The sequence below is a fragment of the Curtobacterium sp. NPDC087082 genome, from assembly GCF_044745045.1.
Classification (GTDB): domain Bacteria; phylum Actinomycetota; class Actinomycetes; order Actinomycetales; family Microbacteriaceae; genus Curtobacterium.
Genome location: NZ_JBIUZN010000006.1, coordinates 155,178 through 175,843 on the forward strand (window position 1 = coordinate 155,178; position 20,666 = coordinate 175,843).

Annotated in this window: 23 protein-coding genes; 11 read left to right on the top strand and 12 right to left on the bottom strand. The window is 68.6% G+C overall.

Translation table 11 applies throughout. The features are described from left to right. Window positions 1-50 precede the first annotated feature (50 nt). From ACIPEP_RS16570 to ACIPEP_RS16580, 3 genes are all read right to left on the bottom strand, one after another. Window positions 51-1,220 (bottom strand): permease, encoded by a 1,170-nt coding sequence (locus ACIPEP_RS16570; protein ID WP_281264291.1) that lies wholly within the window; start codon window positions 1,218-1,220, stop codon window positions 51-53. 130 nt (window positions 1,221-1,350) lie between these two features. After that, a complete protein-coding gene (locus ACIPEP_RS16575) occupies window positions 1,351-1,965 on the bottom strand; it encodes a DUF305 domain-containing protein (protein WP_281264292.1) in 615 nt (204 codons plus the stop codon). Window positions 1,966-2,076: 111 nt separating this feature from the next. Then, window positions 2,077-2,547: a hypothetical protein gene (locus tag ACIPEP_RS16580; protein WP_281264293.1), complete on the bottom strand. Its 471-nt coding sequence runs from the start codon at window positions 2,545-2,547 to the stop codon at window positions 2,077-2,079. 279 nt (window positions 2,548-2,826) lie between these two features. On the opposite strand from ACIPEP_RS16580, the gene ACIPEP_RS16585 reads away from it, so the two are divergent. From ACIPEP_RS16585 to eno, 6 genes are all read left to right on the top strand, one after another. Next, window positions 2,827-3,333 (top strand): universal stress protein, encoded by a 507-nt coding sequence (locus ACIPEP_RS16585; protein ID WP_281264294.1) that lies wholly within the window; start codon window positions 2,827-2,829, stop codon window positions 3,331-3,333. Window positions 3,334-3,344: 11 nt separating this feature from the next. Continuing rightward, window positions 3,345-4,076, top strand: coding sequence for a 2,3-diphosphoglycerate-dependent phosphoglycerate mutase (locus tag ACIPEP_RS16590; RefSeq protein WP_281264295.1), 732 nt, complete (start codon window positions 3,345-3,347; stop codon window positions 4,074-4,076). Continuing rightward, a complete protein-coding gene (locus tag ACIPEP_RS16595) occupies window positions 4,073-4,576 on the top strand; it encodes a CrcB family protein (RefSeq protein ID WP_031261894.1) in 504 nt (167 codons plus the stop codon). Before ACIPEP_RS16590 ends, ACIPEP_RS16595 begins: the two co-directional genes overlap by 4 nt. Then, entirely contained in the window at window positions 4,573-4,944 is a 372-nt protein-coding gene (locus ACIPEP_RS16600; protein WP_022906549.1) for a CrcB family protein, read from the top strand. Before ACIPEP_RS16595 ends, ACIPEP_RS16600 begins: the two co-directional genes overlap by 4 nt. Window positions 4,945-4,991: 47 nt before the next feature. Continuing rightward, window positions 4,992-5,477, top strand: a complete 486-nt coding sequence (locus ACIPEP_RS16605; protein WP_144759151.1) for an inorganic diphosphatase — start codon at window positions 4,992-4,994, stop codon at window positions 5,475-5,477. A 135-nt stretch (window positions 5,478-5,612) separates the two neighbouring features. Beyond that, window positions 5,613-6,947: a phosphopyruvate hydratase gene (gene eno, locus ACIPEP_RS16610; RefSeq protein ID WP_022906550.1), complete on the top strand. Its 1,335-nt coding sequence runs from the start codon at window positions 5,613-5,615 to the stop codon at window positions 6,945-6,947. On the opposite strand, the gene ACIPEP_RS16615 is transcribed toward eno, so the two are convergent. Further along, window positions 6,932-7,858, bottom strand: a complete 927-nt coding sequence (locus ACIPEP_RS16615; protein WP_281264296.1) for a LysR family transcriptional regulator — start codon at window positions 7,856-7,858, stop codon at window positions 6,932-6,934. The genes eno and ACIPEP_RS16615 overlap by 16 nt on opposite strands. A gap of 70 nt (window positions 7,859-7,928) precedes the next feature. Between ACIPEP_RS16615 and ACIPEP_RS16620 the strand changes: the two genes are divergently transcribed. Next, window positions 7,929-9,086, top strand: a complete 1,158-nt coding sequence (locus tag ACIPEP_RS16620; RefSeq protein ID WP_281264297.1) for a TDT family transporter — start codon at window positions 7,929-7,931, stop codon at window positions 9,084-9,086. Next, the gene (locus ACIPEP_RS16625; RefSeq protein ID WP_022906553.1) at window positions 9,083-9,667 is read left to right on the top strand and encodes a uracil-DNA glycosylase family protein; all 585 of its coding nucleotides are present in this window, start codon (window positions 9,083-9,085) and stop codon (window positions 9,665-9,667) included. The genes ACIPEP_RS16620 and ACIPEP_RS16625 overlap by 4 nt, the downstream gene beginning before the upstream one ends. A gap of 586 nt (window positions 9,668-10,253) precedes the next feature. Here ACIPEP_RS16625 and ACIPEP_RS16630 read toward each other — a convergent pair. Both ACIPEP_RS16630 and ACIPEP_RS16635 read right to left on the bottom strand, forming a co-directional pair. Beyond that, entirely contained in the window at window positions 10,254-11,309 is a 1,056-nt protein-coding gene (locus tag ACIPEP_RS16630) for a hypothetical protein (protein ID WP_281264298.1), read from the bottom strand. Window positions 11,310-11,801: 492 nt separating this feature from the next. Then, window positions 11,802-12,488, bottom strand: coding sequence for a hypothetical protein (locus ACIPEP_RS16635; protein ID WP_289469968.1), 687 nt, complete (start codon window positions 12,486-12,488; stop codon window positions 11,802-11,804). Between the two features lie 804 nt (window positions 12,489-13,292). Between ACIPEP_RS16635 and ACIPEP_RS16640 the strand changes: the two genes are divergently transcribed. Then, window positions 13,293-13,805 (top strand): hypothetical protein, encoded by a 513-nt coding sequence (locus ACIPEP_RS16640; protein WP_144759133.1) that lies wholly within the window; start codon window positions 13,293-13,295, stop codon window positions 13,803-13,805. Next, on the top strand, window positions 13,802-14,218 hold the full coding sequence (locus ACIPEP_RS16645; protein WP_144759130.1) for a hypothetical protein: 417 nt from the start codon (window positions 13,802-13,804) through the stop codon (window positions 14,216-14,218). Before ACIPEP_RS16640 ends, ACIPEP_RS16645 begins: the two co-directional genes overlap by 4 nt. A 58-nt stretch (window positions 14,219-14,276) precedes the next feature. Here ACIPEP_RS16645 and ACIPEP_RS16650 read toward each other — a convergent pair whose 3' ends face one another. The 6 genes from ACIPEP_RS16650 to ACIPEP_RS16675 form a co-directional block, all read right to left on the bottom strand. Next, complete coding sequence (locus ACIPEP_RS16650; RefSeq protein WP_186317528.1) at window positions 14,277-14,843, bottom strand: DNA N-6-adenine-methyltransferase; 567 nt, start codon at window positions 14,841-14,843, stop codon at window positions 14,277-14,279. A 289-nt stretch (window positions 14,844-15,132) separates the two neighbouring features. Further along, window positions 15,133-16,407, bottom strand: coding sequence for a HipA domain-containing protein (locus tag ACIPEP_RS16655; RefSeq protein WP_402717854.1), 1,275 nt, complete (start codon window positions 16,405-16,407; stop codon window positions 15,133-15,135). Continuing rightward, entirely contained in the window at window positions 16,404-17,048 is a 645-nt protein-coding gene (locus ACIPEP_RS16660; protein WP_402717855.1) for a helix-turn-helix transcriptional regulator, read from the bottom strand. Before ACIPEP_RS16660 ends, ACIPEP_RS16655 begins: the two co-directional genes overlap by 4 nt. Window positions 17,049-17,207: 159 nt before the next feature. Further along, entirely contained in the window at window positions 17,208-18,251 is a 1,044-nt protein-coding gene (mgrA, locus tag ACIPEP_RS16665; protein WP_070419558.1) for an L-glyceraldehyde 3-phosphate reductase, read from the bottom strand. 35 nt (window positions 18,252-18,286) lie between these two features. Continuing rightward, entirely contained in the window at window positions 18,287-19,594 is a 1,308-nt protein-coding gene (locus tag ACIPEP_RS16670) for a glutathionylspermidine synthase family protein (protein WP_402717856.1), read from the bottom strand. Beyond that, window positions 19,594-19,965, bottom strand: a complete 372-nt coding sequence (locus ACIPEP_RS16675) for a tRNA-dihydrouridine synthase (protein ID WP_254789616.1) — start codon at window positions 19,963-19,965, stop codon at window positions 19,594-19,596. Before ACIPEP_RS16675 ends, ACIPEP_RS16670 begins: the two co-directional genes overlap by 1 nt. 112 nt (window positions 19,966-20,077) lie before the next feature. On the opposite strand from ACIPEP_RS16675, the gene ACIPEP_RS16680 reads away from it, so the two are divergent. Beyond that, window positions 20,078-20,494, top strand: a complete 417-nt coding sequence (locus ACIPEP_RS16680; RefSeq protein WP_402717857.1) for a YkvA family protein — start codon at window positions 20,078-20,080, stop codon at window positions 20,492-20,494. Window positions 20,495-20,666: the final 172 nt, after the last annotated feature.

The following is a 20,666-nucleotide window of genomic DNA, read 5'->3' on the forward strand; positions in this document are numbered from 1 at the left end:
GCGATCGGCTACCGGACGGCGGAGGTGGGGGGCGCGGTCCTACGGAATGGTCAGGTGTGCGAGTGGCCGTGGCTGTTCTCCTCGGGTGCGTCGCTCATCATGCGGAGCATCGACCAGGAACCGCTGCGGATGAACACGACCAGCAGGAACGCGGCGATCAGGAGGAACACGATGTTGAGCCAGGTGGTGTAGTTCCAGCTGATTGTGGTCGCGACGATGCTCAGGTGCCGGTTCGTGGGAATCAGGCCCAGCGGAGTGAACAGCAGCTCGACGGCCCACCCGGCGAGGACCATGGCGCCGTAGAAGATGCCGGTGATCCGGAGGGCGGCCTTCCAGCCGTAGTACTTCCGGTAGATGACGATGATCGGGATGATGATCAGGTCGGCGAAGATGAAGCTGATCACGCCGCCGAAGCTGATCCCACCGTTCCAGAGCACTGCAGCCAGGGGCACGTTACCGACGGAGCAGACGAAGCTCACCATCGCCAGGATCGGTCCGATGATTGGGTCGATGATGAACGCGAGCGTGGGGTGCCCTTCGAGGAAGATCGCTTGCAGCCAGGCTTTCGGCACCCACGCGTCGAATGCGCCGGCGATGAGCAGACCGATGATGACGTCGCGGATGACGGATGCCCAGTCCATGACGAAGTACTGCGACACACTTGTCAGCCCCGGCTTCGAGAACAGTCGCCGCCAAAACCCCTGGTTGCCCTGCACGGACATGTCCATCGCCGCGTGGCCCTCCATCGATCCGGCAAGGCCCTTGTCGGCTTGCTCGCGGGCGGCGTCGAGGATCTTGCCACGCATCCAGAGTCGGAAACCGAGGGCGATGAGGATGATCATGATTGGGCCGCCGATGAACTCCGCGAGGGTGAACTGCCAGCCCATCACGAACGCCAGGATCAGGCCGAGTTCGACGACGAGGTTCGTCGATGCGACCTCGAACGCCATCGCGGATGACAGGCTCGCGCCTTTCCGGAACAGGGCTCGTGCGAGTGCGACTGCGGCGTAGGAGCAGGACGATGACAGGGCGCCGAGTCCGGTCGCGACGCTGATCGCGCGAGGCGAGTCGTCGTGCATGAGCTTCATGATCCGGTCCGTGCGGACGACGGCTTGGATGATACCGGACAGGGTGAAGCCGAGGATGAGGGGCCAGAGGATCTCCCACCCCATGGAGCCAGCGGCTGCGAGGGCGTCGCCGAGCGCGTTGAGGATGAACATGTACACCTACTTCGTTGCGGTGCGGGAAGAGTGTCCCGCAGCGTCGTGAGAATGAGGGAGACCGGACCGGGTCGGACCGGACCGGTTGCGCGCCGAGGAGGCGGTCAAGCCTGCCTCGGCGCGCGCCGGGTCACTTGGATGCGAGCATGTCCTGCATCTGGGTGATCTGCTCGGTCTGGCTCTGCACGATCGACTTCGCGAGTGCGACCGCGTCTGCGTTCTTGCCCTTGGTGACTTCGGTTTTCGCCATGTCGACGGCGCTGGTGTGGTGCTGGATCATCTGCTCGAGGTAGAGCTGCCCGGCGTCCCGCGGGGACGCGTTCTGGAGGTCCTGCATGTCGGAGTCGGACATCATCCCCGACATCGCAGAGTGGTTCATCCCAGACATGCTCGGCATCTGGGTCGGTTTGTTCCACGCCTTCAGCCAGCCGGTCATTTCCATGATCTCGGGGACCTGTTCGGCCTTGATCTGCTTCGCCAGCGTCCCGACGTCGGCCTGCACGCCGGAGCCCTTCGCGAGGAGCATGTCGCTCATCTCGATGGCCTGCTGGTGGTGGGGCAGCATCTGCTGCGTGAACTTGACGTCCTGATCGTTGTGCGACGCCGCGGAGGTGGATTTCGACGACGAGGATTCCGACGACGACGTCTCTGGGCTGCTGGTGTTGTTGGTGGAGCAGCCCGCGAGAGTGAGCCCGATGGCCAGGGCTGCGGCGGCCGCGAGAGCGCGCATGGTGGTGGTCTGCATGGTGGATTCCGTTTCCGTGGATGCGTCAGATGGGTGCGGGCAGGCGACTGCCTGCCCGGGTTCTGGGCATGCGGGTGCTCCCGGAGGGTGGGAGGACCCGCCGGGGTGGAATCAGACTCGGATGATCTGCAATGCCGATAGTGACGGCGGCCGCGGCGCCGCGACACGGCGTGCCACGTGGGCTGCGAGGGCGAGCAGCCGCGCGAGGAGATGCAGCACCCCGCCACTCCGGGCGCGGAGCAGCACCCACGCGAACAGGGCGATCGTCAGCATGCACGCCATCCCCATCAGCGAGCACATCAGCGCACACAAGCCACCATCGCAGCCGGCATCGCTCAGGACGTTCTTCACCGCAACCGCGGGAACCACGTCTTGAGCATGACCGGTGGCCGCGGTGTGACTGGTGGCAGCGGCCGGGTGGTGCTCCATCGCGGCGGTGGGAGCTGTCATCGGATGCTCAGGGTCGGCGGTGTGCCCGGCCATGGTGTGCATCAGGACCGTGAACCCGACCAGCAGCAGCAACGCCATCGTCGCCGTGACCTGCAACAGCAGTCGGCGACGCGGAGACGTGGTGATGATCATCTGGTTTCAGTGGGTCGGAGAGCGTCAGCCGTGCGAGGCGACAGGTGACCGTCATGATACCCCCAAGGGGTACCCGCCGTCCGAGGATCGTGGAGGGCAGCAGCCAGCACAGGTATCGAGGTGCGGAAGATTGTCGGTGCAGGCATGGGGTGGTGGGTGCATACTTGTGGGGTCTTCGGACCCGGCAGTGGGGCTTGCCGGACCCAACCTCGACAATCGTCGACAACAGTCCCTATCTCAGCTGGTCGCGCTTTTGCGCGCCTGAGGTAGGGATATGTCATGGTCGAGTCGAACACTGCCGGTGTTGTCGTCGTCGGTGTGCAGCCAGGGCAGGCGCACGACGTCGTCGGTGTCGCGGCTGCCGTCGCTGAACGCTTCAGCGCCCGCCTGGTGTGTGTGGTCATCGATCCGGCGCTGCTGTCGACGGGGTTCCGTGCGGATGGGTCGGAGATCATCGAACCGATTGACCCGGACACGGCGGACAGCGACCCGCAGCAGCTCCCCGACGAAGACGTGCGGGTCATTCAGGAGCTCGCTGCAGCGCGATTAGTGGACGTGGAAGTTGCCTTCCGGGTCGGGGATCCGGGTCGCGCACTCGCTGCGGTGGCTGAGGAACGTGATGCGGTGATGATCGTCGTCGGATCGCAGACCGGCCGACGCCGGGTGACGGAACTGCTCAATGGGTCTGTCGCCGCGCACTTGACCCATCAGCAGCACCGGCCGGTGTTGGTCGTCCCGCATGACCCGGTTGGTGCCACCGTGGTCCGGCCGTCGGATGCCCCGTGACGGGCACGCTGATGCTTCTGCGGCATGGGGAGAGCACCGCGAACGAAGCCGGCACTTTCACCGGGCTCCTCGACGTCCCGCTCACGCCTCACGGTGAAGAGCAAGCGGCAGCGGCGGGGCAGCTTCTTCGGTCGAAGCACATCACGCCGGACGTCGTGGTCACCTCCACATTGCGCCGAGCCGTCCGCACCGCCGAACTGGTCTGCGACGCCCTCGGGACACAGATGCCCACAGAAGCGGTGTGGCAGTTCAACGAACGCAACTACGGTGCTCTGACCGGGATGACGAAGACCGACGCCCGTCGGATGCTCGGTGACGACAAGTACTTGCGGCTCCGCAGGTCCCGTACCGGCGCGCCGCCACCGATGTCGCTGCAGCTGTGGGAGGAACTGCGGTCAAGTTCCGCGCTGCGCGGCCTGCCCGACGGCGCTCTCCGACGCACCGAGGCCCTCTCGGACGTCATCGAGCGGGTCCGCCCCGTCCTGCACGACCGGCTCCTGCCGATGCTGCGGGCAGGGCGGAGCGTCCTCGTCGTCGCGCACGGGAACTCGCTCCGTGCGTTGTGCGCATGCATTGGCGACCTCACCGGCCCGGAGCTCGAGCAGCTGAACCTGCCGACCGGGCAACCCGTGCAGTACCACCTCGCCCCGACGGGTGCTCTCGTCCCGCGGGGTGGGGCGTTCCTGGATCCGACAGCAGCACAGCACGCCGCGGCGTTGGTCGCGGCAGAAGGCGGAACATGACCACCCGAACGGACACCCCGATGCCCGACGACCAGCTCCCCTCCGACCCGGACGTCGACGTCTCCGACCCCGCAGCGACCATGCGGCCGGTGCATCTGCGGTGGCGGTACGTCGGCCTCGTCGCAGTCGGTGGGGCCGCTGGTACTGCCCTCCGTGACGTCATCAGCATCGTGCTTCCTGCCGATGGCGGGGTGAGTTGGTCGATCTTCTGGATCAACATCACCGGCGCGTTGGCCCTCGGTGTGCTGTTGGAAGCGCTCGCGCACCGCGGGCCCGATGCCGGCCGCCGGAGGGTGCTGCGGCTGCTCCTCGGGACCGGGGTCCTCGGCGGGTTCACCACCTACAGCACCCTCGCCGAGTCCACCGCCGCCCTGTTCCTCGACGGGCACGGACTCGCCGGCACCGGGTACGCGCTCCTGACCGTCCTGTCCGGCGCGATCGCGACCGCCTGCGGTCTCGTCGTCGCCGGCTGGTTCCGACCCCGAACGGAGGACGCATGAACGCCGCGCTCATCCTCGCCGTCGCCGTCGCCGGCGGTGCCGGCGCTGCCGGCCGGTTCCTCCTCGACGGGGTGATCAACACCGGCCGGGAGTTCCGGCTCCCCGTCGGCACGTTGACGATCAACGTAACCGGGTCGCTGCTGCTGGGGATCATCGTCGGTGCCGCCACCCACCTCGGTGCGGTGCCGGTCGCGGTCCTCGGCACCGGGGTGATGGGCGGCTACACCACGTTCAGCACCGCCAGCTTCGAAACCGTCCGCCTCGCCCGCAGCGGCCGGATCACCGCCGCCGCGATCAACGTTCTCGGGATGCTCGTCGTCTCCGTCGCCGCCGCGACCGCCGGCATTCTCCTCGGCGGCACCCTGTGACCACCCCGCCCACTGACCACACACCCGCTCCAGAACCGGAGGCGCTGATGCTGTTCGACGTCACGATCGAGATTCCCCGCGGCAGCGGCAACAAGTACGAAGTCGACCACACCACCGGCCGGATCCGGCTCGACCGGGCGGTGTTCACCAGCATGGTGTTCCCCCAGGACTACGGCTCCATCGACAACACCCTCGGCGAGGACGGCGACCCCCTCGACGCCCTCGTGCTCCTACCCCGTCCCACGTTCCCTGGCGTCGTCATCACGGTCCGGCCGGTCGGGATGCTGCGCATGGTCGACGAGAACGGCGGCGACGACAAGATCCTCACCGTCCCCGCTGGCGACGACCGCTTCGCGCAGCTGCAGGACATCACCGATGTGCCGGAGCCCACGCTGGCGGAGATCGAGCACTTCTTCGCCCACTACAAGGAGATCGAGCACGGTAAGCACGTCACCACCAACGGGTGGGCCGACCGTGCTGCTGCCGAAGCCGTCATCCGCACCGCACAGGAAGCCCACACCCGACACCCGTGACCCACGGGTCCACAGACTGCCGCGGGGAGGCACTGGCGCTGAGTGATCGCCAGGAGGTCGTCCCTCCGCCTCCCCGCGGCTTCCCCGCAACCACCCGCCAGCTCGACGCATGACCCGAACCGAAGGAGCGTCACCATGAACGACTACATCAGCGGCATCCACCACCACGGAGCACATCAGGGCGAGTACGTCACCCACCACGACCACCCCGTCACCATCGACGCCGTCCACGGCGCCCGCATCCTCGACTCCCGCGGCCACCCGACCGTTCGCGTCTCCCTCGAGCTCGACGACGGCCGCACCGTCACCGGGGACGCCCCCGCGGGCGCATCCACCGGCGCCCACGAAGCCGTCGAGCTCCGCGACGGCGGTTCCAAGTTCGGCGGCCGCGACGTTACTCAGGCGCTCCACCTGATCAACACCGACATCTCAGGGCTCCTCACTGGCCGGTCATGGTCTTCGATCGGGCGGATCGACGCCGCCCTCGCCGAACTCGACGGCACCACCGGGTACCGCCGGCTCGGCGCGAACAGCGTCGTCGCCACCTCGATCGCCGCATCCCGGGCCCTCGCCCACGCCGCGGACCTCCCGCTCTGGCAGTGGATCGCCGAGATCACCGGCTCGACGCCGCGCCTACCGGTCCCGCACTTCAACGTCCTCAACGGCGGCGCGCACGCAGCGAACGCCCTGGACTTCCAGGAGTTCATGATCGCCCCCGTCGATGCCGACTCGATGGCCGACGCCGTCCGCATCGGCGCGGACGTCTACCACGCGCTCGCGGCCCTGGTGCGGGACCGGTTCGGCAGCCTCGGCCTCGGCGACGAGGGTGGCTTCGCACCGTCAATTGCCGCCCCCGAGGAAGCGCTCGACCTGCTCGTCGCCGCGATCCGTGCCGCCGGCTACGAGCCGGGCGTCGATCAGGTGGCGATCGCCCTCGACCCGGCCGCGAACGAGTTCTCCCAGGGCGCCGGCTCCTATCGGATGCTTGACGACAGCCTCGACCGGGACGGGCTGGTCGACTACTACCGGCACCTGGTCGACGCGTATCCGATCCGGAGCGTCGAAGACGGGTTCGCGGAAGACGACCATGAGGGGTTCCGCCGCATGCAGGCAGCGCTCGGAGACCGGATCCAGATCGTCGGCGACGACCTCTACGTCACCGACCCGCAACGGATCCGCGACGGCGGCGAACAGCAGCTGACGAACGCGGCACTGATCAAGCCGAACCAGATCGGCACCGTCTCCCAGACCCTCGGCGCGATCGCCACCGCCACCAGCGTCGGGATGGCCAGCATGGTGTCGCACCGTTCCGGGGAGACCACGGACACGTTCATCGCGGACCTCGTTGTCGGGACCGGCACCGGGCAGATCAAGTCCGGCGCACCCGCCCGCGGGGAACGCGTCGCGAAGTACAACCGGCTCATCGAAATCGCCGAACAGCACCCGGAGCTGCCCTACGGACTGATCTGACCACCGGCGCTCGAGCTGCGGGCGGTGTCTAGGAACGCCGTCACAGCGGGCCCCGGGCGGCCCGTCCAGATTGCGCGCAGCGGCCGGATCAGTGGCGGGCCGAGTAGCGGCACTCGGACGAGGGCACCGTCGGCGAGGTCGGTGTCGACGGTGCGGAGACTCATCACCGCCGGCGCGATGCCGGCCCGCGCGTTGGCGCGGATGATGCCGGTCGTCTCCAGCACGGCCGCTGGGGCGACCAGGCGGAGCCCAGCACGGTCGAGCCACGCTTCGACCGTGGCGCGGGTGCCGGACCCTTCCTCGCGGAGCAGCAGTGGCGTCTCCGCGAGGTCATCCGCGGTGATGCCTGAAGCGCTTGCCCACGGGTGGTGCGGGGCGACGACGACCACGAGTTCGTCCTCGTCGACCACCAGCGAGGACAGGTCAGGTGGCGCAGCAGGTGTCTCCGTGAATCCGACGTCGGCAGCGCCGGAACGGACGAGGTCGGTCACGTCGGCGGAGTTCCCCGCGATCAAGCGCACCGACGCATCCGGCGCGGCAGCACGGTGGGTGAGCAACCACCCGGGGAGCAGGAGTTCGGCGATCGTCTGCGACGCTGCAACGACGAGGGATCCCGCGGGTTCTCGAAGCGCGGCGACGCCTGCTTCGAGCCGCCGGGATGCCTCCAGCACCGGGACGGCCAGACCGAGCACCACTCGGCCGGCGTCGGTCAGCGCGGTCCCTGATGCCGTCCGGTGCGCCAGCGGCTGACCGATTGCCTGTTCCGCGGCACGCAAGCGTGCCGACACCGCCTGCTGTGTCACCCCCAACACGTCGGCCGCGCGGGTCAACGAACCGGTCTCCGCGACGCGGACGAGGACCTCGAGGGTGTCGAGGTCCAGAGTCCGGTCCGTCAGCCGCCGCAGTGCCACAAGCAGCCATTGTGCCCTGCCAACGAGTTCGCCGTTCCCGAACCATGGGGCACACGCGCACGATGGGTGCATGTCCGCTCACCTCGCCCACGCACCCACGACGTCCGAGCATGGTGTGCGCGACCGGCGGTTGTTCCGAGAGTTGGAACGGCCGGGCCTGATCGTGTCGAACCTGACTCCGAACTGGTTCGCGTCGATCATGGGCACCGGGATCGTCGCCGTCGCGGCAGCGTCGCTGCCGCTGCAGTTCCCGGGGCTCCGGACTGCGGCGACGGTCGTCTGGGCGATCGCGGCGGTCCTGCTCGTCGCCCTCACCATCGCGACGGTCCTGCACTGGATCCGCTACCGGAGCACAGCGGCAAAGCACCACCTGCACCCGGTGATCTCGCACTTCTACGGGGCACCGCCGATGGCGTTCCTCACCGTCGGCGCCGGAACGATCCTCCTCGGCAAGGACTGGATCGGCCTCCCCGCCGCTGTCACCATCGACTGGGTCCTCTGGACCGTCGGCACCGTCGGCGGACTGCTCACTGCGGTCCTCGTGCCGTACCTGGCGTTCACCCGCCACGAGAACGGACCCGACTCCGCGTTCGGCGGTTGGCTGATGCCGATCGTCCCGCCGATGGTGTCGGCCTCCACCGGCGCACTCCTGCTGCCGTACGCGCCCGCCGGGCAAGCACGCGAGACCCTCCTGTGGTCCTGCTACGGCTTCTTCGGCCTCAGCCTCATCACGTCCCTGGTCGTGATCACGTTGATCTGGAACCGGCTCGCGCAGCACAAGGTCGGTGCCGCAGGCATGGTCCCGACTTTGTGGATCGTGCTCGGACCGGTCGGGCAGTCGATCACCGCAGTGAACCTCCTCGCCTCGAACGCCCCCACCGTCGTCGACGCCTCCACCGCCCACGCACTGCTGGTCGTGGCGTTGGTGTACGGGTTCGCGATGCTCGGCTTCGCGCTGCTGTGGACCGTCATCGCCCTTGCCATCACCATCCGGACCGCCCGCGAGCACCTGCCGTTCAGCCTGACGTGGTGGTCGTTCACGTTCCCCGTCGGGACCTGCGTCACCGGCCTGAACGGCCTGGCCCTGCACTCCGGACTCACTGTCGTCGCCGTGCTCGCGGTCGTCTACTACGCCGGCCTCGTCGCCGCATGGATCACCGTCGCCGTCCGCACGTTCCACGGCTCCGTCATCCGCGGCACACTCCTCGCACCACCACAGCCGGCGTGAGCACGCCGGACGAATTCGCGGATGAGGTCGCGGACGTTCGATCGCTGAACGCCCTCGCGGAGACATGGCGCACCGCACCCGACGGTGCGCGGCGCTTCGTCCCGAGTTTCGACCCACGATCCGGCGGCACGTCCAGCCGAGTGCTGGTCCTCATGCAGTCACCCGGCCCCCAGACGATCGCCGCAGCGCACGCGGCGGTCTGCAGCGAGGACAACCCGGGGCCGACCGCGGCCGCGTATCGCGCAGCCCGCATCGAGTCCGGACTCGCACGCAAGGAGTACCTTCGCTGGAACCTCATCCCGTGGGAGCTCCCCGGGCGCATACGACCTGCGGACATCGACGAGGGACGACATGCCCTGAGCGTTCTCCTCAAGGCGCTCCCCTCCGTCGAAGCGATTGTCACGTACGGGAGCATCGCTCTCGACGGAGTCATGCGGTACCTCACCTTGGACGAGCACGCCCGACTCGTCCCCGTCATCGCGGCACCACACCCCTCGCCCGCCAACGGCCGCCACCGCTCGGAACAACACCGACGTTCCGTTCAGGCACTCCGACTCGCCGCACGGATGCGTCGAATGTAGCGAGGCTTCAGCTGCCTCCACTGGCAAGGCACGAGTGACCGATAGCCGGTCGTCGACCGGCCGGCTGCGGACCGCCGCTCGATCGAGGGTTCGAGTGTCGCATATAGATGGTCCGCTTTGATTCTCTCAAGGCTGCCCCATACGAACGCTTCTGGCCGGCGGGCGCAGCGCGTCTGCTCGGCATTCAGAGGCCGAGGTCGTAGCGGCGCAGCGACGGACTCCAGGCGCCCGCGGACTCCTTTGATCGCGGGGCTCCCGTCGTGGCTGGTTCAATCTGTGCGGAGGAGAAGCCGATTGCTGTGTCGTCGAGGTCAGGCCTGTCGGCGCGGTCACTCCGAGTGGTTCGTTGTCGTGCTGAGGCGCCTTTTCGTCGCCCGACGGTCGCCAACCGAGGCCTGGTCGACTGAGGTGACGCGTCACGGGCTCGAGGCGACGTGCCACACCCCGTCGTTGGTCTCAACGAGTCCCGGCACGGGCGCGGGGTCCGCGGTTCGGCAGTTGTCGCACGAGACGCCGGCGCAATCTGGGGCGCCCACAGTCGTGGGTGACACTTCCGATGCTTGAAGCGTGCTGTCGTACGGGCCTGTCACGAAGGAAGATGGTGGATGAGGTCGTAGTGGACGTCGGTGCGGAAGTGGATTCGGCTGCGGAGCTGGTTGGCGAGGTCAGTTTCGTGGTAGCCGCGCATGAGAGTGGCTACGGTGATGGTGTCGTCGGTGATGCCGCCGGCGGAGAAGTTCGACGTCGCGAAGATGGTCTCGTCCTCGGGGACAGCGACGGTGAACTTCGGTCGCGCCCTCCCATCCCTTGGTGGGACGGCGGGCGTGAATCCCAGCGCGGCCATGTCGGGCATGTTGCGGGTGAACGCCACCCGTGTTCGTCCGGTTCCGACGTCGTCTTTCCGGCCGAGATACGAAAGGCCAGGGAACGGGGTCATCGCCGCCCAGGCGCCGGAGACGAGTGCGCCGGCGTCGATGAGGAGGCGCGCTTGTTCTTTGACGGTACCGGGGTGGTGCCAGCTGGTGGCGGTACCACCGGGCCCGTTGTAGGTCATCGCCCAGTCGGCGAGGGCGAACATGTCGACCGCTTCCCATCCGATGTCGACGTGCCGAACGGTGTCGCCGAGAACGCTGAGCGCGTCACCGACCCGTCCAACGCTCATCCCCGTGTGGGCCGCGATCTGATCGATACGGCCGCTGGCAACAGGGAGGGTGCGTGCGACGGCGAACACCGCGTACCGGTCACTTCGGAGCTCTTGGAACGCAGGCTCTCCGGCGATCTGCCGGCCGTCCTCCCATACCTGGGAGCCGTCAACGAGCAGCACGTTCGGTGCGGACCGCGCTACTTCGACGAAGGTGCGGCGGTTGACGTACGCCGGTGTCGGCACGAGCAGCAGTTCTGGCTCGTCGTCGAGACTCAGGCCGGGTTGGCGGCGGGGGGATGCGGCTGGTGCGACGCGGGCGCGGCGGCCGTCGGCGAGGCGGATTGTGTCGTGGGTCTCGATCGTGGCGGGCAGGCCCGCGCGTTCGAGGGCGACGAGTTCGCGCGTGATGTCGACCGGCCACGTGGACCAATCCCGCAAGTCGAGGATGTCGGTACGTTGCCGGGCTTGAGACCACCATTCGTCGCTGGCGCTGTGCATCAGATTCCCTTCGAGATCGGATCTGCCGTGCCGGCGACTGTCTCGGATGGAGACCGGCGGGGCTACCTGCGATATGTGCGGAGGTAGCGAGGTCATCGACAACATGCCTCGAGTGACCCCTCGAGGCGAGTCAGCATTCACAACCACGGAGGTCACATCAGATGGCACCCCGGTTCGCGACTTGCGGCGCTCCCAAAGCCCGTCCTGTCCGCGCATAGGAACGGCGCCGCCGATGTCCGGCCGGCTTCAAGAGAGGAACGACCATGATGATTTCCGCCGGAACCGTTGTCGCTGCGAGCAAGGACCATGGGGGAACGAGCAGGACGTTCGTACCCGGAGGGTGTCGTGGCGTCGTCACCAAGGGTGGCGGTTGGCCTCTCCAGGTGCGTTGGGAAGGTCTCGCGTGCGCACAGCCCGCATACCGTGACGAGATCATCTGACGAAGGCCGAGCTCGTGGCGGTCGGCTGACATCGCTCGGCCGACCCCCACCCTCACGCGGCCTGCGACCGGTTCAGCGCGGCGCCGAGGCGTCGCCCGTTGGCGTTGTCGGCTTCGATCGACGCGGAGAAGTCGGCGACCCAGTTCTCGCCGTCCTCGCGGGGCATCCGCATCTCGTTCCCGACGTAGAACGTCGAGTCCGGCAGCGGAACGATGTTGATGATGTAGTAGAGGGACTGTCGAGGGCATCCGATTTCATCAGCGAGCCACCCCAGGCCCACTGTCGCTCGCGATGCCTGTCGGCGCCTTGGGAACGGGCGTCGTCGGCGGCTGCGCTGCTCCTCGGCAAAGGTGCGTGCGTCTTCGATGGGCATCTGGATGGATCGCCCGATCCGTCGCGCGGATGCAGGCAGCGCGCCCTCTGCACTCAGGGCCCACACCCGGCGCAGTGACACGTTCAACTGAGCGGCGAGCCACTCGAGCCCGACTGTCTCGACATCCGGCGGGAACGGTTCGGTGTTCTGTCCGAAGAAGCGCTGCTTGTCCGCACGCCGTTCTGCGATGAGCACGTCGGCGTCAGCGCGAGGGATCCAGAACTTTCCGTCGACCTTGGATGCAGACTCGGGGAGCATGCCCTTGGCGCTCCAGGCGTAAACGGTGCCGAGGGTGACGTCAGCCGCCGCAGCGAGCTCTCGGAGTGACATGGCGCCGTTGCCGGCGGGCTGATTGGTGGGGGACATGTGTTCGCTTCCTCGTGGTGGACGGACAGGCTGTTTGCTGTCCACCCACCTCTATGCGGCGAAAATGTCGGAGTGACCGAGACGGGCTGAGTTGACCTGTGTTTCGGTCCAGTCCAGCGACGGCGAGGCCGGTGTGTCATAGCCGCCGTCCTCAGGGAGGAACCGGGCTGATGGCCCTTGTCGTCGGGGCTCCTGACATGCACCCAGGGTGCCCGGATCGTCGTTCCTGGCGGATAGTGCTTGCCCGTGATGAGCCCTGGAAGTGTCAGAAAAGTCGGTCTGAACTGGGGAAACCTCTCGTGGCTTCCGTGCATGACCGTTGCGGGGAGGTACAGCTATAGACCTTTTAGGGGGTATATAGGTGTGGGGATCTAGGGCCGATCTACTTCTTCTTCTTCTTCTTTGTATCCTCTATACATAAGTCTTCAAGTCAAAGGGCCCTCTACCCCTTCCGATCGGCTTGCCACCGGCGATCTGCGGTGACTTGACGATCCCGTCCACCCGTCGAGCACCGGCAAGTCACCGCTTGCTCGATGACGGCCGGATCGCGCCGGCCCTCGAGAAAGTCGCGTCAACGCCGCGGTTCGCCGCATAGAAGCGTTCGTGATGAACTCAGCCCCCGCCGCGCATTCGGACCTTCGACGCACGGACGCACCGCGTGCGGATGATCAGCACCAGCCCGAATGCTGTCGTCGTTCCGTCCGTACGCACGCATGTCGTGCAATCCGCGCATACATCTCTCGTGAACGGATCAGGATCGACCGGAGCGCCACGCGCGATCACTCCGGCAGCTGTGGACCTCGCATGAGCGGCTACCCCGAGGCCAAGCAGCACCTCGCGGCGGAGACGCTCTCCGTGCTGCAAGCGGGCGGCGGTACGTGGCGAGCCATCTCGTGGGGGCGCCTGCGTTCGACTGTCGATGCGCATTCGTCGTCGCCGACCACCGGCGAGCCGATGCTCATCGAGTACCGCAGTGGGCCCGAGGACGACGCGGAGGTCCGCGTTCGTGCGCAGGTCCTCACGCTTGGTCCCGGCGTCGGGTTGATAGTCGAGCTCGTCACCCCGCAGGAAGGCGCTAGGGAGTACGCGCGCGTTGCGAAGCGAGATGCGCCCGACGAGGTCCGCCGCGTCCACATCCGCGCTGGTTGGACCGCGGTGGTGCGGGCAGGCGAGATCTTCTCACCCGCTGAGGCGACCGCTCTCCTCGGCTGGGCAATGCCGGAAGACGGCCGCCTGCTCGATGCGCTGTGGTCGCTGCAACAACCGCTCGACTACCTCGCCGACATTCGCGCAGGACGGCGTCGGCCGCCGTCGTGACCATCGAGCCGTCGGCCCACACCCTCGTCCACATCAGCGGAGACTGGATGCTGTTCGATGACCCGCGAGCCGCGCTGGCTCAACTGCTCCCGGGCGCCTCGAATCGCGCCGAGCTGATGATTGCCGTCGCACAGAGAGCACAGCACGCCGAACTGGAACACTGGGAGCGCGTGCATCGCCGTCAGGGCACCGCGTCGATGACGGTTGAGGAGCTGGCCATCTACACGGCACCGAAGGGCGAGCGATTCGAATCCGACCTCCCGGAGCAGTGGGTCGGAAAACCGGCCCTCTACCTCACCGTCATGCAGCTGCACGGTGCGCCGTTACCGCTGGGTTCGGTAGAGCGGGTGGGGCCGAGCGACGGGCAGATGCTTCTGATGTTGGAGCGCGCTGGCATTCTCGACGTGATGTGAGCGCGCGAAGAAGCCCTCAACGCGAACTCGCATCGAGGGCCTCTGGGGAACCCGGTGGTCAGCTCAGAACGGAGAAGCAGAGCCCGAGGTCGGCCTGGCGGAGAACTCTCGCGGCCCGCTCTCCCCACGCCAGGAACATCGACCCCGCGCCAGGCGACCCCTGTGGCCGGCCCGTCCGGCCGTTGATGAACTTGATGCGGCCAGCGGTGAAGCAGACGACGTCGGCCGAAGCCATCGCCTTGTGCGCCCACTTGGTGTCCGTGCGTGCGAAGACGAGTGCGATGCCATCGCCGTGTGCAGCCAGCTTCTCGAGCCATGCGTCCGTGTCGTCGTAAGGCGGGTTTACCCAGCACATGCCGTGCCACGGGGAGGTCAGCCCGTCATCGTTGATGGTGAAGCAGTTCACGGCCGGAACGTTCGAGAGCGCGGAACCGGGGGAGCAGGGGTCCAGGTCGAAATCGACGCCCAGAGCGTCGAACACGGCGGCCGGGGTGTACCACTCGATGTTCGGGTTGTTCGGGCCCGACTCGTGGGTGAAACCGCGGCCTCGACGAGAAGGGGCGGTCTGGCCGTTCGACGTCTGAGCGCTGCGGGCCTTGATGGTGTGGGTGTTTGCGTTGGTCATGCACGCCCTATGCATGACCCGACGCCGCGGGGGCCTTGTTCGAGGAAAGCCCAGGTCAAGTCGGGTATCGTCGAGCACCCGGCGCAGCTGACTCGTCGCGCGGACCCTCGCCGCCTACAGTGCCGACGCCGCGAGTCCTGGTGTGTGCGGTGGAGCTTCCGCGTGTCGGTGTGATGTTGGTGAAGACGCGGAGGCGGTGGCAACTAACCGCAAAGAACCGGACTTTGAACAGCTGCGATGGTTGCGGTTACTTGCCTACCGGTCTGGCAGCGTCCAGGGATAAGGACATTTACACCGTGGATGTCGTCGGTTCGATCCCGGCAGGGCCCACCGTTCCCGGCGTGGTGCGCGTCGCACGCGGACCCGCGATCTTCGCCGTCTGCTCGGCGACGAGTCCGCGCATCCGAGTGGCCTGGTCGTCGTCGAGGTCGTTCCAGGCGGTGTCGATCCGGTCGGCGACGTCGTCGTACACCCGTTGCACCTCGACGCGGGCGCGGTCGACGTCCAGGCCGGACTGATCGGCGAGCTTCGACCAGTGGTCGAGTGTCAGCTCCTGCGTGTACTGCGCGCCACCGATGCGCATCGCGAGCTGCTCGTCGTACCCGGGCCAGAGGCGCGTGGGCAGGGCGTCGTAGAGCGGCGCGAGTTCCACCCCCGCCGGTCGGAGCAGGACCGAGTAGTTCTTCGCGTGCGCGTCAGCGTTGCCGATCGCGGCGTTGAACGCGGCCTGCCGGAGGAAGTCGTGCGCGGCCGTGCCCGACGCATCGTGCTGCAGCAGGAGCTGGAGGATCGGCTTCGCTCCGATGCGGTACTTGTCGGCACCGGACCTGCCGAGTGCCTGTGCGAGGTCCTCCATGTGGAGTCGCGCGGCGAAGCCGGACGGTTGCAGTGCCCGGTCGAAGCGCTCAACGAGGTACGCCTGCTCGCCGACCACGTCGAGCACGTCGGCTCGCGGGGCGACGATGCCGATGTCCGCTGCCAGGCGCTCGGCCGCGACCTCTGCCTGCTCGGCTCCCCGGTTGGCGGAGAACGCCGGCTTGATGATGTGCGTCGACGGGACCGACGCGTTCGGCCAGAACCAGGTACCGGCGACGTTCGCGAGCGCGAACTTCGGCTGCGTACCGGCGAGAGAGAACCGGGCCGGGTCGCTCCGCTCCCACCAGCGATCCGGATCGTCGTGCAGGCTGCTGATCCGGAACGCGATCGCGTCGTCGTCGGCCAGCAGCAGCGCGGTGGCCGCCGGCTGCGGCAACTCCGGTGCGGGGAGGAGCACCAGCCCGCCGGCGACGTCGCCGCCGACCTCTTCGAGGAGGTCGAACGTGCTCGTCGAGCGGGCTCCGGTGACGCGGCGCATCCAGTCGCGGGCTTCGGGTCGATCGGGCAGGAGGTTGTCGAGGAACCGGCCCGGTGCCCGGTCGGAGATCCTGCCGTCCCGGGGCAGGGACAGCGACACGGGTGTGTCCGGGGCGGCATCGTCGTAGCGGAGCGTGATCCGGCCGCTCCCGTCGACGGCGAACTCGCCGACGTACTGCCCTTCGAGCCAGGCGTGGAGCACCCGGTTCACGCGGAGTCCCGGACGGCTCCGGTGGGCAACGCCAGGGGGCGCACGTCGAGCGCGTTCACGACCCGGAGGACGGTGAGCATGGTGTCGACCGGTCGTCCGGCCTCGACGGCGGCGACGTCACCGGGTGTCGTGCCGGCACGGTCGGCCAGTTGTGCGCGGCTGAGGCCGTGGATCGCCCGTTCGTCGGCGACGACCCGCGCCAGGCGCTCGGGCGAGTTGAGGTACCGCCGCTGTGGTCGAGCGAGACGCTCGGCGACGACGTCGTCCTGGTGTTCCAGTGCCGCCCGGACCAGGAGTTCTCCGAGCGTGAAGCCCGTCGGGAGGTCCGCTCCGCGGAACCACGCACGGATGAGCGCTGCCGGTCGGTCGGAGGCGCGGAGTCGGCCGAGGTACGCGGCGATGCGTCGTCGGTCGGACCCGGTCACCTCACGGACGGTCTGGTCGCTCAGTGCACGGAGGAACAGGCGCCGCGTGCGCTCGCTCATCGGTCGGGTGCTGATGGCCGGCGTCGTGGCGACGCCCTCGTCGAGGACCCACGCGCGTCCGACCCGTCGTGCCGGGAGGCGGCCCTGCTGCGCGAGCGCGCGAGCGCGGCGCGGCGAGATGCCGTGCTGCGCCGCGTACTCGGAAATGGTGGTCACGGGTGCGAATCTACGCCGTGCGGAACAGGAAGTGCAATCGATGACGCATGCCGATCCCGGCAGGGCCCACCGAGCTGCAGACGGGACCGCCTGCGGGACGGGAGGCGCGGCGCGGCCCCGCACCGCGCCTCCCGTCCGCCACCTGGTGACGGTTCCCGCTCAGGAGACCTGACCGGCGCGCGCGCCGGCCCACAGGTCGACGTCCGCGATCCCGACGGAGTGCTCGTCGATGGTGCGGAGCTCCTCATCGGTGAAGGACGTGTTCGCCAGGGCGGCGACGTTGTCCTCGACCTGGGACACGCGCGAGGCGCCGATGACGAGCGACGTGACCCGCTCGTCGCGGAGCGCCCAGGCCAGCGCGAGCTGTGCGAGGGACTGACCGCGTGCGGCGGCGACGTCGTTCAGGGCACGGAGGTGGGCGACCACCTCCGGTGTGATGCTCGACGCGTCGAGGGACTTGCCGGCGGCGGCGCGGGAGTCCTCCGGGACGCCGTCGAGGTACTTGCCGGTCAGGAGCCCCTGCGCGAGCGCGGTGAAGCCGATGACGCCGAAGCCGAGTTCGCTCGCGGCGTCGAGCAGCCCCTCGGTCTCGATCCAGCGGTTCAGCATCGAGTACGAGGGCTGGTGGATGAGCAGGGGCGTGCCGAGGTCGCGCAGGATCGCGGCGGCCTGGCGGCTGCGCTCCGCGTCGTACGACGAGATGCCGACGTAGAGCGCCTTGCCCTGCTGGACCGCGGTGTGCAGGGCGCCCATCGTCTCCTCGAGCGGGGTGGACGCGTCGAGGCGGTGGGAGTAGAAGACGTCCACGTAGTCGAGACCCGTGCGCTGCAGCGACTGGTCGAGGGAGGCGAGGACGTACTTGCGGGAGCCGCCGCCCTGGCCGTAGGGACCGGGCCACATGTCCCAGCCGGCCTTCGTCGACACGATCATCTCGTCGCGGTACGGCCGGAAGTCCTCACGCATGAGGCGCCCGAAGTTGATCTCGGCGGCACCGTAGGGCGGCCCGTAGTTGTTCGCGAGGTCGTGGTGGGTGATGCCGAGGTCGAAGGCGCGGCGGCTCACGGCACGCTGCGTCTCGAAGGCGACGTCGTCGCCGAAGTTGTGCCAGTAGCCGAGCGAGAGCAGCGGCAGGTCGAGGCCGGAGTTCCCGGTACGGCGGTAGGGCATCGTGTCGTAGCGGTCGCTGCTGGCGGTGTAGGTCATGCCGTCCATCGTGGCAGGACGCGCGGCCCCGTCGTTCAGGACGCGGTGATCACGTTCGGCGCGAAGCGGCACCAGTAGTCGGTGATGGGGCCGTCGGACTCGCGGATGCCGACGCCGAACGACTCGCCGTCCACCACCCAGGAGCCGAGGACCGGGTGGTTGTGGCCGCGTGACCCGGGGAAGTCCGGCAGCTCGTGGTACTGCTGCCAGACCCGTTCGCCGCCGGTGCCGACGCGGCGGTACTCCGAGCCGTTCGTCGTCACCGAGCCGTCCGCGCGGTGCACGGCGATGCCGTCGCCCTCGCGCCCGAAGACCGGCTTCACGACGAAGTCCGTCATGCCGTTCGGGCCGTCGGCGAACGTCGGCAGCAGGTTCTCGTGGCCCGGGAACAGCCGCCAGAGCGCGACCAGCAGGAGCTTGTTCGACAGGAACATCTTCCACGCGGGCTCGTACCACCGGCCGAGGCGGCCGCGGTCGCTGACGAGGAACGCGCCGAACTCCTGGTCGCCCTCGGCGCGGTCGTCCCCGGAGACGAGGTCCTCCCACGGGTACAGCTTGAACAGGTTCCGGATGACCGGGTACTGCGTGCCGTCCTCGTCGCCGGGCAGCGTGAAGACGCTCCGCGACGAGCCGACGGGCTCGGCGTTGCCCACGAACTGCCGGGCGACCGCGTGCCACCCGATGTCCTTCATCTCGATGCCGGTGTGCTCCCACCCGGCCTCGCCGGCGAGGTCCCGCATGTACGCGACGGTGTTCCAGTCCTCGCCGGCGGTGTCGAGGTCGGAGTGGGCGACGAAGAGCCGGCCGCCCTCCTCGGCGCGGAGCGATGCGTGGAGCAGGGTGCGCCAGCGGGCGACCATCGCCTCGTGGATGCCGTTCCACTGGTCGGTGTCGGTGGGCAGCGTCCCGTCGGCGATGCGGTCCTGCAGCCAGTGCCACTGCGTCACCGAGGCCTCGATGAGCCCGGTGGGGGTGTCACCGTTGTACTCGAGCATCTTCGCGGGGGAGCCGTCGCCCGCGTACGCGAGGTCGAAGCGGGCGTACACGTCCGGTTCGCCCTGCTCGAGCGACCACGCGGCGAGGTCGAAGCCCTCGCGGGTGAGCCCGAGGGTGCCGAGTTCGCCGGACGCGAGGTACCGGGCGGCCTCGACGCACATGCGGTGCAGCTCCTCGGTCTGCCGTTCGAGCGCCTCGACCTCGGGCAGCGTGAACACGTACGCCGCGCCGTCGTTCCAGTACTCGACCGCGGTGCCGTCCTCGCGCACCGACCGTGAGTAGATGAGGCCGGTCTGCTGGATCCGTCGCTGCCAGTCCGGGCGCTCGGTGAACTCGACGCGCTCCATCAGCCGCCGAACCCGCCGTGCTCGCCGGACCCGCCGAAGCCGCCCTTCGTCACCGAGCTGCCGCGGGACGAGATGCCCGACTCCGCGGTCTTGCCCGACGGGAGGCTGGCGGTGCCGCCCGACACGGCGTCGCCGACGGCCGGGACCTTCGTCGCACGGCTGCCGCTGAGCGGGAGGTAGTACCAGCCGGCGTGCCCGCCGTGGTTGTTGCAGTCGTCGTCCGGCAGGCGCTTCTGCGTCGAGTTGTCGCGGCAGATCTTCGCGTAGTCGCTGTCGACCCCGGACCCCTCCCCGCAGCCGGTCAACGACGCGGCGAGGGCTGCGACGACCCCGATCGAGACGACACGGGACGCGCGACGACGAACACTCACGAACGGGAACAGTACCGGGGCGGGCGGCACCGTTCCGGCTCGACACCGCCTTCGCAGCGCGACCTGTCCGTTCGCTCAGCTCCCGCGACACCGTGTCCGCCATGCTCGGGGCATGGAGTGGTGGTCGGTCGTCATCGCGATCGTGGGTGGGTTCGTCATCGTGTGGGGCGTCGTGGTGATCGCCCTGGTGGTCGCCGCACGTCGATCGGGCGACGGCCTCCGGCTGGTCGAGGCGCTCCGGCTCGTGCCAGACGTCGTCCGGCTGGTCCGGCGGCTCGTCGCCGACCCGACGGTGCCGCGGGGTGTGCGCATCGCCCTGGTCGCACTCCTCGGGTACCTGCTCCTGCCGATCGACCTCGTGCCGGACTTCGTGCCGGTCATCGGGTACCTCGACGACGCGATCGTCGTCGCGCTCGTGCTCCGGTTCGTCACGCGGCGGGCGGGTGCGGCGGCGGTGGACCGGCACTGGCCGGGAACGCCGGAGGGGTTGCGTGCCGTGCGCGCCGCGGTCGGCCTGTCGGGGTCGTGACCGTCCCCGCGACGGAGAGCGGTCGGCCAGTTCGGCCGGCCATCACGTGCGGCGGATCAGACGGTCCGGCGCGTCGCGACCGCGGCCCCCACGACCGCGGTCGCGGACGACCGGACTCCCCACACACCGCTCAGCATGCTCCGGTCGCCCCGCGGGTGCATCCTCCGGAGGG